The 15341-nt window shown below is 36.9% G+C and carries 15 protein-coding genes; 14 read left to right on the plus strand and 1 reads right to left on the minus strand.

What is annotated here, in order from left to right; translation table 11 throughout:
• The first annotated feature begins 298 nt into the window (after nt 1-298).
• From ACSBPO_RS04875 to ACSBPO_RS04885, 3 genes are read left to right on the plus strand one after another with little or no spacing between them, the layout of a single operon-like run.
• A complete protein-coding gene (locus tag ACSBPO_RS04875) occupies nt 299-1024 on the plus strand; it encodes a ThuA domain-containing protein (RefSeq protein ID WP_442598943.1) in 726 nt (241 codons plus the stop codon).
• 24 nt (nt 1025-1048) lie between these two features.
• Nucleotides 1049-2074, plus strand: coding sequence for a Gfo/Idh/MocA family protein (locus ACSBPO_RS04880; protein WP_442598944.1), 1026 nt, complete (start codon nt 1049-1051; stop codon nt 2072-2074).
• Nucleotides 2075-2090: 16 nt separating this feature from the next.
• A complete protein-coding gene (locus ACSBPO_RS04885; protein ID WP_442598945.1) occupies nt 2091-3131 on the plus strand; it encodes a Gfo/Idh/MocA family protein in 1041 nt (346 codons plus the stop codon).
• Nucleotides 3132-3203: 72 nt separating this feature from the next.
• On the opposite strand, the gene ACSBPO_RS04890 is transcribed toward ACSBPO_RS04885, so the two are convergent.
• Nucleotides 3204-3869 carry a B3/B4 domain-containing protein gene (locus tag ACSBPO_RS04890; protein WP_442598946.1) on the minus strand — a complete coding sequence of 222 codons (666 nt, stop codon included), beginning with the start codon at nt 3867-3869 and terminating at the stop codon, nt 3204-3206.
• Nucleotides 3870-3983: 114 nt separating this feature from the next.
• Between ACSBPO_RS04890 and queG the strand changes: the two genes are divergently transcribed.
• The 11 genes from queG to ACSBPO_RS04945 all read left to right on the plus strand — a co-directional run bounded on the left by queG (nt 3984) and on the right by ACSBPO_RS04945 (nt 15306).
• A complete protein-coding gene (gene queG, locus ACSBPO_RS04895; protein WP_442598947.1) occupies nt 3984-5123 on the plus strand; it encodes a tRNA epoxyqueuosine(34) reductase QueG in 1140 nt (379 codons plus the stop codon).
• Nucleotides 5124-5205: 82 nt separating this feature from the next.
• A complete protein-coding gene (locus ACSBPO_RS04900) occupies nt 5206-6165 on the plus strand; it encodes an amidase domain-containing protein (protein ID WP_442598948.1) in 960 nt (319 codons plus the stop codon).
• A gap of 63 nt (nt 6166-6228) precedes the next feature.
• Entirely contained in the window at nt 6229-6705 is a 477-nt protein-coding gene (gene trmL / locus ACSBPO_RS04905) for a tRNA (uridine(34)/cytosine(34)/5-carboxymethylaminomethyluridine(34)-2'-O)-methyltransferase TrmL (RefSeq protein WP_442598949.1), read from the plus strand.
• 348 nt (nt 6706-7053) lie between these two features.
• Nucleotides 7054-8949 carry a PrkA family serine protein kinase gene (locus ACSBPO_RS04910; protein WP_442598950.1) on the plus strand — a complete coding sequence of 632 codons (1896 nt, stop codon included), beginning with the start codon at nt 7054-7056 and terminating at the stop codon, nt 8947-8949.
• 104 nt (nt 8950-9053) lie between these two features.
• Nucleotides 9054-9221, plus strand: coding sequence for a hypothetical protein (locus tag ACSBPO_RS04915; RefSeq protein WP_442598951.1), 168 nt, complete (start codon nt 9054-9056; stop codon nt 9219-9221).
• Nucleotides 9222-9401: 180 nt separating this feature from the next.
• Nucleotides 9402-10544, plus strand: coding sequence for a polysaccharide deacetylase family protein (locus ACSBPO_RS04920; RefSeq protein WP_442598952.1), 1143 nt, complete (start codon nt 9402-9404; stop codon nt 10542-10544).
• A 189-nt stretch (nt 10545-10733) separates the two neighbouring features.
• Nucleotides 10734-11906, plus strand: a complete 1173-nt coding sequence (yhbH, locus tag ACSBPO_RS04925) for a sporulation protein YhbH (RefSeq protein WP_442598953.1) — start codon at nt 10734-10736, stop codon at nt 11904-11906.
• A 153-nt stretch (nt 11907-12059) separates the two neighbouring features.
• On the plus strand, nt 12060-12578 hold the full coding sequence (locus ACSBPO_RS04930) for a DUF2179 domain-containing protein (RefSeq protein ID WP_442598954.1): 519 nt from the start codon (nt 12060-12062) through the stop codon (nt 12576-12578).
• Between the two features lie 17 nt (nt 12579-12595).
• Entirely contained in the window at nt 12596-14092 is a 1497-nt protein-coding gene (locus ACSBPO_RS04935) for a glycine betaine uptake BCCT transporter (protein ID WP_442598955.1), read from the plus strand.
• A gap of 102 nt (nt 14093-14194) precedes the next feature.
• Nucleotides 14195-14959 carry an SDR family oxidoreductase gene (locus tag ACSBPO_RS04940; protein ID WP_442598956.1) on the plus strand — a complete coding sequence of 255 codons (765 nt, stop codon included), beginning with the start codon at nt 14195-14197 and terminating at the stop codon, nt 14957-14959.
• A gap of 35 nt (nt 14960-14994) precedes the next feature.
• Nucleotides 14995-15306 carry an MGMT family protein gene (locus tag ACSBPO_RS04945; RefSeq protein ID WP_442598957.1) on the plus strand — a complete coding sequence of 104 codons (312 nt, stop codon included), beginning with the start codon at nt 14995-14997 and terminating at the stop codon, nt 15304-15306.
• Nucleotides 15307-15341 lie beyond the last annotated feature (35 nt).

Genomic DNA, 15341 nt, shown 5'->3' on the forward strand with positions numbered 1-15341 from the left:
TTAATTGATTAGAAAATGTTGTATAAATACGTTTAAAATTATTCAAAAATACTTCCATATGAAGGTTGAAACGCTATATACTAAAGAAAAGGAAGGAGGATAGATTTGGATTATCATCAGAATCTTTGAAGGTGATAATCATAGAATATGAATAAAACAATTATCTTTCTATAATATTTATTCGCTAAAATCTCTTTATGTGGGTTATCAAATCGAAATGTAGTTTTGTAAAGCACTTATTTGTATTGTCTTTAAGAATGATATTCTACATAGCTAAATAATAAATGGAGGTCTTTTTATGTTAAAAGTACTAGTTTGGAATGAAAATCGCCATGAACAGAAGAATCCACAAGTAAGAGAAGTTTATCCAGAAGGAATACATGGCACCATTGCTTCATTTCTTGGAGAAGAAAATATTGAAGTCCGTACAGCAACATTGGATGAACCAGAGCATGGGCTATCAGACGATGTACTTAACGAAACAGACGTTCTTATTTGGTGGGGACATATTGCCCACAATGAGGTAAAAGATGAAGTGGTAGAAAAGGTAAAGCAAAGAGTTCTAGATGGTATGGGTTTAATTGTTCTTCATTCAGGTCATTTTTCTAAGATATTTAAAACCTTAATGGGAACTTCATGCGATCTAAAATGGAGAGAAGCAAGTGAAAAGGAACGTATATGGATTATTGACCCAAGTCATCCGATTGTAGAGGGCTTAGGAGAATATATAGAAATTGAGAAAGAAGAAATGTATGGTGAGCATTTTGATATTCCTGCTCCAGACCAATTATTAATGGTTAGTTGGTTTGAAGGCGGAGAAGTATTTAGAAGTGGTTGTACTTATCAAAGAGGCAAAGGGAAGATTTTCTATTTCCGACCAGGTCATGAAACATATCCAACTTATTATAATAAAGAAGTTCAAAGAGTTATCATCAATGCAGTCAAGTGGGCTGAACCAACTAAGCTTCCAAAGCCTGTTTATGGAAATGCAAAGGCATTAGAGGAAATCAAGGCAAAAAATTAGAATGGAAAGGGAGAAGTATTTATTATGAGTAAAATTAGAGTCGGTATCATTGGTTGCGGTAGTATTGCTACTCACCGTCATTTACCTGAGTACGCTAGAAATGAGCATGTAGAAATTGTTGCGGTTTGTGATATCGTTGAAAGCCGTGTTAACGAAGTCGCAGCGAAATATCAGGCAAAAGCTTATATAGACTTTAATGACTTAATAGCAGATTCCAATGTAGATGCAGTAAGCGTTTGCACTCCAAACTATTTACATGCACCGGTTTCGATTGCAGCATTGAATGCTGGTAAACATGTTTTATGTGAAAAGCCAATGGCAACTTCTCGTGAAGAAGCAGAAAAAATGATTGTTGCAGCAAACAAAAATGGTAAAAAACTAATGATTGCTCATAATCAACGTTTTGTTCCTTCCCATCAAAAAGCAAGACAACTTATAGCTAATGGGGAAATGGGAAAAATCTATAGCTTCCGAACTGCTTTTGGCCATGGTGGTCCAGAAGGTTGGAGTGCAGACGGTAAAGACAGCTGGTTCTTTAAAAAGGAAGAGGCTTTTATCGGGGCAATGGGCGACTTAGGTGTCCATAAGACTGACTTGCTACGATTTATACTCGGAGAAGAATTTGTAGAGGTCGGAGCATTCATCGAAACTAGTGCAAAAGAAAAGGCAACAGTTGATGACACTGCTGTATGTATTTTGAAAACGGAGAGCGGGATTATCGGTACATTGGCTGCAAGCTGGTCATATGTTTCCAAAGAAGATAATTCAACTATTATATATGGTGAAAACGCCATCTTGCGATTAGAAGACGATCCAAATTATTCGTTAATTGTTCAATATAAAAATGGTGAAGTTGTAAAATATGAGCTTGGAGCAATACAAACGAATGAATCTGGAGGACAAAAGAATTCCAAAGTCATAAGTCAATTTATCGATTCGATTGTTCACAATACAGAGCCTCCAGTTACAGGAGAAGAGGGTATGAAATCTCTTCAAGTGGTTCTTGCTGCACTTGAATCAAATGAGACTAAAAAAATAGTGAAATTCTAGCTTGAGGTGTAAAAGAATGCAAAAATTAAGAATGGGTGTAATCGGTGTAGGAGGGATTGCCCAAGGGCGTCATATCCCTACCTTTTTAAAGCTATCCGATCAAGTAACAATCGAAGCGATTAGTGATGTGAATGAAACTACTGCAAGAAATGTTGCTGAAAAGTTTAATATTTCAAATGTGTATTCAGATTACCGTGACATGTTCAAGGATGTGGATGCTGTTACGATTTGTACACCAAATAAGTTTCATGCAGAAATCACGATAGCGGCTTTAGAAGCTGGCCTTCATGTTCTTTGTGAAAAGCCAATGGCTATGACACCTGAAGAATGCCAGTCAATGATTGATGCTGCGGACAAATCTGGAAAAGTCTTAGCCATTGCTTACCACTATCGTTTTATGAAGGATTCACGTGCTGCTAAGCAAGTCATTCTAGAAAATGAAATTGGCCAGCCAATCGTAGCAAGGGCAAAAGCATTAAGAAGACGTAAAGTTCCTGGATGGGGAGTCTTTACAAATAAGGAACTTCAAGGTGGAGGAAGCCTAATCGATTATGGCTGTCATTTTATCGACCTGTCCCTTTGGTTACTTGGAAATCCTAAAGTAGTCGAAGTATCGGGAAGTACCTATAATCATTTAAGTAAGATGCCTGAACAACTGAATCAGTGGGGAAGTTTTAACCACGAAACCTTTGAAGTCGATGATCATGTTACTGCCTATATTAAATTTGATAATGGTGCATCTCTGCTTTTTGAAACATCCTGGATGGCGAATATCAAGGATGATGAAGAGAGTTTAAGTATTTCAGGTCTAACTGGTGGAATTGATCTTTTTCCATTCCAATTAAATCAAATGAAACACGGGATGTTACTAAACAGCGAAGCAAATTGGGTTCCTGGAGAAGATGACCCGAGCATACCTCAGGCACAAAACTTTATTAATAGTTGTTTAGGTTTAGAGGAATTGATTGTGAAACCAGAAGAGGCTTTACAAGTTTCACAAATCATTGATGCCATTTACAAGAGCAGTGAATCAGGGAAAAGTGTTAGGTTAATTTAATCTTGGATGGTTAAATAAAACCTTATTTGCTAATGAATAAAGGAAGGGAATCCTAGGATTCGCTTTCCTTTTTTAATCTATTATTTCAAAATTTCCTTCCCCGCCATGAATTTGTATAAACATATTCATGAGGGACTCAGTAAGCTTAGAACATTCATCTATATGTAAAGAAGGTCTTAAATAGACAATTTGTAGAGCAGAGGTTGTTTCTTCTGTTACTGGTGTTCGTGCTGAATCTACAAAAGGGCTGCCAAATGAACCTTCCTCATCGGAAGAAACAATTAACTGATGAACTGAGTTTTTTCTTCCATTTAAACCGAGATATTCCTCATTTTCGTTTCCTATTCTAATCGTGACATTTCCACTTATTTGTTTTGTATCATATACACCAATTGGGATTTGATACTGTAGAGAAAAGAAATTGTTTATATCGATCGCACTTTGGACCGATTCGATATAGTTTTGTTTTTTTATTCTTCTATATAATGCTTCAACGGAAGGACGATACCGATTTGGGTCTTTTCCTGTTTTTTTGAAAATTTGTCTCCATTCATTTATTCCCACTAGATCGGATACGTTTTTATCCTCTAAATCAAAGAAAATGGATTCTTGGAATAAACGTAGACGGCCTTTTAACATTTGTGGTGATTCGGAAACAACTATATTTTTATATTGAATAATGCCAAGTTTAAAATCCGGAATCAAGGTTTTAATCTCAGGGGAAATCTTTATTTCCAATCTTTCCACCTCCAAAAGTAATTAAAAATAGTTTATCATAGGAAGGTATGAATAAAAAAATAATAGAGTTCCATTGAATTCGTTCATTTATATTTTTTCAAAGGAGGGGTAGCTTTGAGCATCCAATCATTAAAAGAAGAAATTATTCAATATAGTAAAACCATAGGGATTGATAAGATTGGCTTTACTACCGCATCAACCTTCGATGAATTAAGAAATCGATTAATTCGTCAGCAGGAATTAGGATATCAATCGGGTTTTGAAGAGTCGGATATTGAGAAGCGAGTTAATCCTAGTTTGTTATTAGATAGCGCACAATCTATTATTTCGATTGCTCTAGCTTACCCTTCTAAAATGAAAATCCGTGTTCAAAGTAAAAAAGGCGAAAGACGTGGAATCTTTTGCCGTGCTTCATGGGGACAAGATTATCATCATATTTTAAGAGATCGCTTAAAGAAGCTGGAAGAATTTATTTTATCAAAGGTCCCTGAGGCAAAGTTGAAGTCGATGGTTGATACGGGAGAACTTTCTGATCGGGCGGTAGCGGAACGTGCCGGAATTGGTTGGAGTGGAAAAAACTGTTCCATTATTACACCTGAATTTGGTTCGTTTGTTTACTTAGGTGAAATGATTACGAATATTCCTTTTGAACCTGATAGTCCCATAGAAGACCAATGCGATGATTGTACACTTTGTATGGATGCATGTCCGACAGGAGCACTTGTTCAAGGTGGTCAATTAAATGCAAATCGCTGTATCGCTTTTTTAACACAAACGAAGGGTTTTCTACCAGATGAATTTCGCAAAGAACTAGGGAATCGAATTTATGGATGTGACACATGTCAGACGGCTTGTCCAAAAAATAAAGGTAAAAACTATTATTTTCATCCTGAAATGGAACCCGACTCTGAAATCGTTAAGCCATTGTTAAAGCCTGTTCTGCATATGAGCAATCGTGAATTCAAAGAGAAATTTGGGCCATTATCAGGCTCCTGGAGAGGCAAAAAACCAATCCAAAGAAATGCCATTATTGCACTTGCCCATTTTAAAGACGAGAGTGCAGTGGATGACCTTGTTGAATTAGTCAACAAAGATTCTCGACCAGTAATTAGAGGGACAGCCGCTTGGGCACTTGGGAAAATCGGGGGAGAACGCTCGAAGGAAGTACTTCAAAACGCTATGGAAAAAGAAACAGATGAAGATGCAAAAGTTGAAATTGAAAAGGGTTTATTCCTTTTACAAAAAATGGAATGATCGGATTACCGATTATTCCTTATTTTTTTAGGTTAAAATCAAATTCCTTTCATATGTATTTTATGAAAGGAGTGTCATTTTGATGAGAGAACAGCTACAACGTTTGTTAGAAGATAGAGCGAAACAATGTGTATCCATTTCACGTAATACTGATTTTCGATGTGAGAAAATAGAAAAGAAGAAGGATACTCTGTTAACGCGTTCCGCAGAGATTGTGAAATCAAAAGCTACTGGTAAAATCATCAGTAAAGTTGATAGGAAAGACAATACAGAAGTTACTTATCAAGTACACTTTCAATACTTAATAAAACAAAAAGGAAATCTGCACCTCGAAGAAGAAGTCGAACACCGCTTAGCCCACTTCTATAAAGGGACCTTAATAAAAGACACCGAAATAAACCAATCCCTCTTTGCCCAACCCGAACAACCCGACGAAGACTTCACCACTTTAAAGCACCGGGGGTCTGACCCCCAGTACGTTAATGCGGTAAAGGAGGATTTTCGGGTTGGTGAGGAGGATGAAGTGGTAAGTGGCTCTAACGGTAGGATGGAGTATAGATATAATCGCTTGAAGGCTGTGCAATATGCTGAGAGATGGTGGAACGAATATAATCCGGCTTATAAGAAGTTTGAGAATGATTGTACCAATTTTATTTCTCAATGCTTACATGAGGGAGGGGCTCCTATGAGAGGTTACCCCAACCGTGGTAATGGATGGTGGTTAAAAAGTAGTAACTGGAGTTATAGCTGGGCGGTAGCCAACAGTCTGCGTATCTATTTAAAGAATTCAACAGTTGGATTAAGAACACGTGAAGTCACTAGTCCTGATCAATTATTACTTGGCGATATTATATGTTATGACTTTGAAGGTGATGGGCGTTTTAACCACAATACGATTGTTACCGGAAAAGATGCATATGGAATGCCATTAGTTAATGCACACACCTATAATAGCCGAATGAGATACTGGGCCTATGAGGATTCAACGGCCTATACTCCCAATATCAAGTATAAATTCTTTACTGTAGTAGATGATGAATAATCATGGTTAACATGATTAAATGGTATAATAGCAGATGAACAAGATTTAGATGAGGTGAAAATTGTGCCAGTACATGTAGTTTTATATCAACCAGAAATCCCAGCTAATACCGGTAACATTGCACGAACTTGTGCCGGAACCGATACAACTCTTCATTTAATCCGACCACTTGGTTTTTCAACAGATGATAAAATGTTAAAAAGAGCTGGATTGGATTATTGGGAGCATGTAAAGATCGTGTATTATGATTCTTTAGATGATTTTTTCGAAAAAAATAAAGGCGGAGAATTTTTCTTTATCACAAAATTTGGCAAAAAGAATCATTCAGACTTTGATTACTCCGATAAAGAAAAAGATTATTTCTTTATTTTTGGAAAAGAAACAACAGGTCTTCCAAAGGATGTTATTGAAAACAATCTTGATCGGGCACTAAGAATCCCGATGAATGAAAATATCCGTTCATTAAATTTGTCTAATACAGCTGCTATCTTGATTTATGAGGCATTAAGACAGCTGGATTATCTACATTTAAGAAAATAAAAAAAGCTGCTAATAAGCAGCTTTTTTTATTTTCTTATTTATTTGATCCTGGACGATCATTGTATCCTGATGTGAAAATGGCAGCTAAGAACACAATCATCACACCTGCGATAAGAATAGTACCCATGTTATGTAGTCCTCCCTCTTTAAAGGTCCTTTTATACAGATAAGCTTATTATATCCTAATAAAACAAAAGAGTGAATGCTAATTCTTATTTTTTTATATTGTTAAAAAAGAAAAAAGGACAATCTTACATTTGAAATGTTAATGAATGTTCAATTGAACGAGCGCATAGATTATATTAATCGTCTCTGATCATGTTACATGCTACTACAGGGGAGGTCTATATGGATATTCTAAAAAAGATTGAGATGTTTCGCGAAGAGGAAGAAAAACTGCGTTGGGAAGGTACATTTGGGGACTATCTACAATTATTAAAAGAAAAGCCATGGGTGGCACAGTCAGCACATTCACGAGTATATAACATGATTAAAGACGCGGGTGTTGAAGAAGTAAAAGGTGTAAAGCGCTATAAGTTTTTTAGTAATCAATTATTTGGATTGGAAGAATCGTTGGAGCGCTTAGTGGAAGAATATTTTCACCCAGCGGCTAAAAGATTGGATGTACGAAAACGTATATTACTTTTAATGGGGCCAGTCAGCGGCGGTAAATCAACATTAGTGACGATGTTAAAAAGAGGATTAGAAGCATATTCACATTCAGATCGTGGCTCCGTCTTTGCTATCAAAGGGTGCCCGATGCATGAAGATGCTCTCCATCTTATTCCTCATAGTTTACGTCAAGATTTTTTCGAAGAGTATGGAATTCGAATTGAAGGAAACCTTTCTCCGCTCAATATGATGAGGTTGGAAAAGGAATATGGTGGACGCTTGGAAGATGTTCAAGTTGAAAGAATCTTTTTCTCTGAAGATAAACGTGTGGGGATTGGTACGTTTAGTCCATCTGATCCAAAATCACAGGATATTGCCGATTTAACAGGTAGCATTGATTTTTCAACCATTGCCGAATATGGGTCTGAATCTGATCCACGGGCCTATCGTTTTGACGGTGAATTAAATAAAGCAAATCGTGGAATGATGGAGTTTCAGGAAATGTTGAAGTGTGATGAGAAGTTCTTATGGCATTTACTATCACTCACACAAGAAGGGAACTTTAAGGCAGGAAGGTTTGCGTTGATTTCAGCGGATGAGTTGATTGTTGCTCATACAAATGAAACAGAGTATCGCTCCTTTATTTCGAATAAGAAAAATGAAGCCCTACATTCGCGGATTATCGTTATGCCAATTCCTTATAACTTGAAAGTTTCACAGGAAGAGAGAATTTATGAAAAGATGATTCGTGAAAGTGACGTATCGGATGTTCATATTGCCCCTCATACATTAAGAGTAGCAGCGATGTTTACGATTTTAACACGCCTAAAGGAACCGAAAAAAGGCGATATTGATTTAGTGAAGAAAATGAGGCTCTACGATGGAGAACAAGTTGAAGGCTATAATTCAGCCGATATTGAAGAGTTGAAGAAGGAACATACAGATGAAGGTATGAGTGGGATTGATCCACGTTATGTCATCAATCGAATTTCTTCGACGATTATTCGAAAAGAAATTCCATCTATCAACGCACTAGATGTTCTACGTTCGTTGAAGGAAGGACTTGATCAACATCCATCCATTACGGCTGAGCTGCGAGAACGATATATGAATTACATCTCATTGGCACGCAAAGAGTACGATAATATCGCCAAGAAAGAAGTTCAAAAAGCGTTTGTTTATTCCTATGAAGAGTCTGCTAAAACATTAATGGACAATTATTTAGATAATGTCGAAGCCTACTGTAATAAGAATAAATTAAGGGATCCGTTAACGGGTGAAGAAATTAATCCTGATGAAAAGCTAATGCGTTCCATTGAAGAGCAAATCGGGATCTCTGAAAATGCGAAAAAAGCATTCCGTGAAGAAATCTTAATTCGTATCTCTGCGTATGCTCGTAAAGGGAAACGATTTGATTATAATTCACATGATCGCCTACGCGAAGCAATCCAAAAGAAACTATTTGCAGACTTAAAAGATGTAGTGAAGATTACCACTTCCACAAAAACTCCTGATGAGATGCAGCTGAAGAAGGTAAACGAAGTTGTTGCTCGCCTAATTGACGAACACGGCTATAACTCCACATCCGCAAACGAGCTACTAAGATACGTAGGAAGCTTGCTAAATAGATAATTTAACACATTAAAGCGGCGGGGGTCAGTCCCCCGCCGCTTTAATGCGCTAAAAGAAGTTTGTCCGAATGATTCTAGGGGTAATGAATCATAGAGGTGATAAAAATGAGAAAAGAAGATCTAGATTTAAACAAAACCCCCAAAAATAGTTCAATGGCTGCCGATGAAAAAGAAATGAAAAAGTTGGGAAAGCAAATGAAAAAACACCGAACCAACGAAGAATTAAAGAAAGAATATCAAAAAATACCTGATCCGATTCAACATAAATCATAAAGCATAATTTAGTTCCCTTTCATACAACCTTCTTTACCCCTTTAAAGCGCCGGGGGTCAGACCCCCGGCGCTTTAAAGGGGTAAAGTTTTTGATGTTAATTCTATTATTTCATCATATATGCTGTCCTATTTTAATAGACATAGTAGAAAAGGTTTTGATGATAAGGAGAGAACGCTATTATGAAAAAGGGTTGGGTTTATTTCTTCTTTCTGATCTTATTTCTATTTTCTTTCGATGGTGAAGCTGCCGCAACCTCTAACGTGAAGTATATCCCCATTGCGATAAATGATGAATGGATTAACTTTCCGGATGCCCTTCCGTTTGTAAAAGAACAAACCACTTATATACCGATTCGGTTTCTTAGTGACGCAATGGGCGCTACCCTTACTGTTGATAAAACAGAAGGTTCTATTACCATTACATCACCTAAAAACTCAATTAAACTAATGACGAAACAAAATGAAATGATTACTCTCGAGGGAACTAGAATCAAAATTAACAACTTTGTCCAGGATGGAAGAACCTATGCACCTTTACGCGATCTAGGTAAATATTTCGGATATGATGTTCAATATCTATCAAAAGGACCTATCGTACGTCTAGTAAATTCCGATGCCAAAACGGATACTGAACAATTCCTCATAGAAAATGAGAAGCAAATCAAAGAATTTTATCAAAAATTAATTTGGGAGAATCGCCCGAAGGTTTATCTAACCTTTGATGATGGACCGAGTATAGGAATGGAGGAGATATTAAATGTTCTAAAAGCAAAGAAGGCAAAAGCAAGTTTCTTCATGATTGAAACACAAATGAAAAAGTTTCCTGAAGATGTTAAACATCTAGTAAAGGAAGGGCATTATCCAGCGTTACACAGTGTTTCACATAATAAGTCATTATTATATGGTGGCAAGGCATCGGCTGTCTCGATGGAAATGTTAAAGGCTCAAAAAACACTTTATAGTATTACAGGAATTCAATCATCCTTAACGAGGGCTCCTTTCGGAAGCAAGCCCTATATGACCAATCCGTTTCGTGATGAGATGGCTAAACAAAAACTAAAAATGTGGGATTGGAATATTGATTCAGAGGATTGGAAATACGCAGGCAAAAATCCAATGGAAATTGTATCGAATGTTAAGGAAGGCTTTCAAAAATTAAAAGAACGGAAAGAACCTATCGTGATTTTATTTCATGTTAAAAAAGAAACGGCACTGGTATTACCAGAGATTATTGATTTCATTTATTCACAAGGTTATCAATGTGTTGCCTATCAACCAGCCGATCACTTTGTTATGAATTTTTGGAAGGATAAAAGACTTTAAGAAAGGCTTGTCCATAGATAGACAAAAGCTTAATTGTCAAAATTATTTGTAAATTATTTTATAAAACTGCATAGTATAGAGTAATCAAAACTAATTTTTACTAGCATAAAACATCGCCATATCATATGCAGATTTCACTAATCTGTGCAAAAAAGGTGAATGAAAAAATTTTATAAGGAGGGTACAGAAATGACCGATGTAAATAATCATCAGTTTGTGATTTCCAAGGAAGATTGGTCCCTCCACCGTAAAGGCCACGATGACCAACAAAGACATCAAGACAAAGTCCAAGAAGCCATTCGCAATAACCTACCTGATTTGATTACAGAAGAAAGTATTGTTATGTCCAATGGTCGAGATGTGGTAAAAATTCCGATTCGCTCATTAGACGAATACAAAATACGCTATAACTATGATAAAAACAAACATGTTGGCCAAGGAAACGGGGACAGTCAGGTTGGAGATGTCATTGCTCGTGATGGGTCGCCAAGTGGGCAGAAGGGACCAGGTAAAGGCCAGGGAGCTGGGGATCAGCCAGGTGAAGATTACTTTGAGGCTGAAGTATCTTTGATGGAGATTGAAGAAGCACTATTTAAACAGCTAGAGCTTCCAAACCTAAAAAGGAAAGAACAAGCTGAAAACATTGTGGAGAATATTGAATTTAATGATATTCGCAAAACAGGATTAATGGGAAATATTGATAAAAAACGTACCATGATGACTGCTTTCAAAAGAAATGCCATGACAGGCGCACCAGCTTTTTATCCAATTTATCCGGAAGATCTAAAGTTTAAAACCTGGAATGAAGTGAAAAAGCCGGATTCAAAAGCTGTGGTATTGGCTATGATGGATACAAGCGGTTCCATGGGTGTATGGGAAAAGTATATGGCTCGCAGTTTCTTCTTCTGGATGACACGGTTCTTAAGAACAAAATATGAAACCGTTGAAATTGAGTTTATTGCTCATCATACAGAGGCAAAAGTAGTTTCAGAGGAAGATTTCTTTTCGAAAGGAGAGAGTGGTGGAACCATTTGCTCTTCAGCTTATCGAAAAGCTTTAGAAATCATTGATGAAAAATATGATCCAGTACGTTTTAATATTTACCCTTTCCATTTTTCTGATGGAGATAATCTAACTTCTGATAATGCTAGATGTGTGAAGTTAGTGGAGGAATTAATGAAAGTATCCAATATGTTTGGTTACGGAGAAGTAAACCAATACAACCGCCATTCCACGTTAATGTCCGCATATAAAAACATCAAGGATGAACATTTCCGCTACTACATCCTAAAACAAAAACCCGATGTCTTTCACGCCATGAAGAGCTTTTTCAAAAATGATCCAAGTAAAGTATTAGCTTAATTAAGATTTGAGACAAAAACCGACAGGTGACATCCCACCTGTTGGTTTTTTCTGTATTCGCATATAAACCCTAATTTATGAAAAGATAAGTATTATGTATGTCAGTAGTGAGCTTTTTTTTGCAATCGTATCTTCTATTGGAGGTAGTGTGTGATGTCAAACATTATTTTTATTATTATTCTTATGAATATCATATATGTTTCATTGTTTACCTTAAGAGTGATTCTCGTCATTAAAGGATACAGAGCTGTTGCTTCTTTGTTATCCATGATTGAGGTTTTCGTTTATTTAATGGGACTTACAATTGTTCTTGATAATCTGGATAAGCCCATTAATATAGCAGCTTACTGTATTGGATGGGGACTAGGGGTTTATCTTGGTGGTAAAATTGAAGTTTTTTTGGCACTTGGCTACATTGTATTAGAGGTAATAGTAGACTCTGTAGAGCATAGTCTTCCCACAAAAATTAGAGAACAGGGATATGGCGTCACATCATGGCTAGCAGAAGGAAAGGATGGAAAAAGATTAGTCATGAAAGTGCTGGCTAAAAGGAATCGGGAACAAAAGTTAAGGAAGATGATTACATCTTTCACTCCAACTGCCTTTATTATTTCTTATGAACCAACTCATTTTAATGGAGGATTTTTGTTAAAAGGTTTACATAATAAATAAAGAAAAGAGGAAGACGTATGGTATTTTACATATCTCTAGGCGTTTTATTGATACTGGTCCTTTTTGGAGTTTTTATCCCAAGTACATTAGAAACCGTTACATCTAACGTGCAATCTGTTATTACGAATTCTTTTGGATGGTATTACCTCATCCTCGTTACACTTTTTGTCATTGTATGTTTATATTTTCTTATTAGCCCAATTGGAAAAATTAGATTAGGGAAGCAAGATGAAAAACCTGAATTTTCAGTTGGAACTTGGCTTGCTATGCTATTTAGTGCAGGTATGGGGATTGGTTTAGTCTTTTGGGGAACAGCAGAACCAATTAGTCATTACGCCTTAAGTTCACCCACAGGAGGTGAAGAGGGGACAAATCAAGCCATAAGAGATGCTTTAAGATTCACCTTTTTCCATTGGGGAATACATGCATGGGCTATTTACGGTATTGTAGCCTTAGTCATTGCTTATTTTAACTTTCGTCATGATGAACGCGGGCTAATAAGCGCTACTTTAAGACCTATTTTAGGGAAACGAGTAGATGGAGCCACTGGTAAAATTATTGATATTTTAGCTGTATTAGCGACTGTAATAGGGGTAGCAACTACACTAGGTTTTGGAGCCACGCAAATTAATGGTGGACTAGCGTATCTTTTCGGACTACCAGTTAATTTTATGATTCAATTAATAATCATTGTCGTCGTAACCGTACTGTTCATGATGTCAGCTTGGTCTGGTTTAGGGAAAGGAATAAAAATATTAAGTAATGCCAATATGGGGCTTGCTGGACTATTGTTTTTATTAATGTTTATACTTGGACCTACTCTCACCATCTTGAATTTATTTACCAATACAATCGGTACCTACCTTCAAAATCTCCCATCAATGAGTTTTAGAATTTCACCACTTAATGAGGAAGTTCGAACTTGGATTAATGGATGGACTATTTTTTATTGGGCTTGGTGGATAGCGTGGTCCCCTTTTGTAGGAATTTTCATCGCACGTGTATCAAAAGGTAGAACAATCAGGGAGTTTGTCTTCGGGGTATTAATCGCTCCTTCTGTCATTGGATTTTTGTGGTTCTCGACTTTTGGAGGATCAGCGATCATGCTTGAACATAACGGGATTGCAGAAATCTCAAGCCTATCTACTGAACAATCATTATTTGGTGTGTTCGAACATTACCCGATGGGGACTTTCCTATCTATAGTAGCAATTATTTTGATTGGCACCTTTTTTATCACATCTGCGGACTCTGGGACATACGTTTTAGGGATGATGACGGCTAACGGTTCTCATAACCCAAGTAACAGAATCAAATTAACATGGGGAATAATGCTATCAGTGATTGCGATTGTTCTATTATACTCTGGTGGACTACAAGCATTACAAAACACGATGATTGCAGCTGCACTGCCCTTCTCAGTAATCATGGCATTAATGACCATTAGTCTCATTAAAGCCCTTCGAAAAGAAGCAAAAGAATTAGGGATTGGAAAAATACCAATAAAAAAATAAAATAATTCGACAGGGAATGTTTAGTCTAAAATTCGACAGGTGCCAGTCACCAGTCGAATCTTTTTTGTTATATACTTATATTTAGACAAGCTAGGAGGGGATATGGATGGTACTAGATTTTTTAAACTAGATGGAAAAGTGGCGGCAGTGACTGGTGCTACAAGAGGTATTGGACGAGAAATAGCTTTGGCATTAGCGGAAGCAGGAGCAGATATTGCGCTTCTTCAACGGAACCCTGAAAATGTTGAAGTAAAGAGAGAAATAGAACTACTAGGAAAAAGATGTATGATAATACCTTGCGATTTAGATGATATAACACAAGTTGAGGCTGCTATTCCACAGGTTGTTTCTGATTTTGGTAAGATTGATATATTAGTAAATAATGCAGGAATCCAAAGAAGATCCCCAGCAGTCGATTTCTCAGAATCAGATTGGGATGATGTTATAAATGTGAACCTTAAAACAGTTTGGTTACTTTGCCAGCAAGCAGGTCGTTATATGATTCCACAAGGGAAAGGGAAAATCATTAATATGGCCTCACTGCTTTCGTACATAGGAGGTTTCACCGTCCCGGCTTATGCTGCTGCAAAAGGCGGTGTGGCACAGCTAACAAAAGCACTTTCGAATGAATGGGCTCAACATAATATAAATGTAAATGCTATTGTTCCAGGTTACATAGCGACTGAAATGAATACGGCATTAATAAATGATGACACGAGAAATAGGCAAATACTAGAACGTATTCCTGCTGGACGATGGGGTACCCCTGAAGACTTTAAGGGGACGGCTGTGTTCTTAGCTTCAGATGCCTCTAATTATGTGAATGGGCACTTACTGGCAGTAGATGGTGGCTGGTTAGGCAGATAAAAGATAAAAATACAGGAAAAAGGAAACGGAATGTTATGGAATCTTTTACAGAAAGAGCAATACAGGTGATAAAAAGTATCCCAGAGGGTAAAGTGATGACATATGGACAGGTTGCCAAATTGGCAGGAAGCCCAAGGGGGGCTAGGCAGGTAGTTCGAATTCTTCATTCTATGAGTAAAAAATACCAACTCCCCTGGCACAGAGTGATTAACTCTAAAGGTGAAATAGTGATTAAGGAAGATGAATCGTTCCATGAACAATTGCTTGCTCTTCAAAGTGAGGGAATTGAAGTGAAAAATAATTGCATTGTTAATCTTGAAAAGTATCAACACCAACCAATAATCTGATATTTGACTTTAAAAATAAATGCTGTACCTTTAGT

Source organism: Neobacillus sp. D3-1R (genome assembly GCF_052180215.1).
Classification (GTDB): domain Bacteria; phylum Bacillota; class Bacilli; order Bacillales; family Cytobacillaceae; genus Pseudoneobacillus.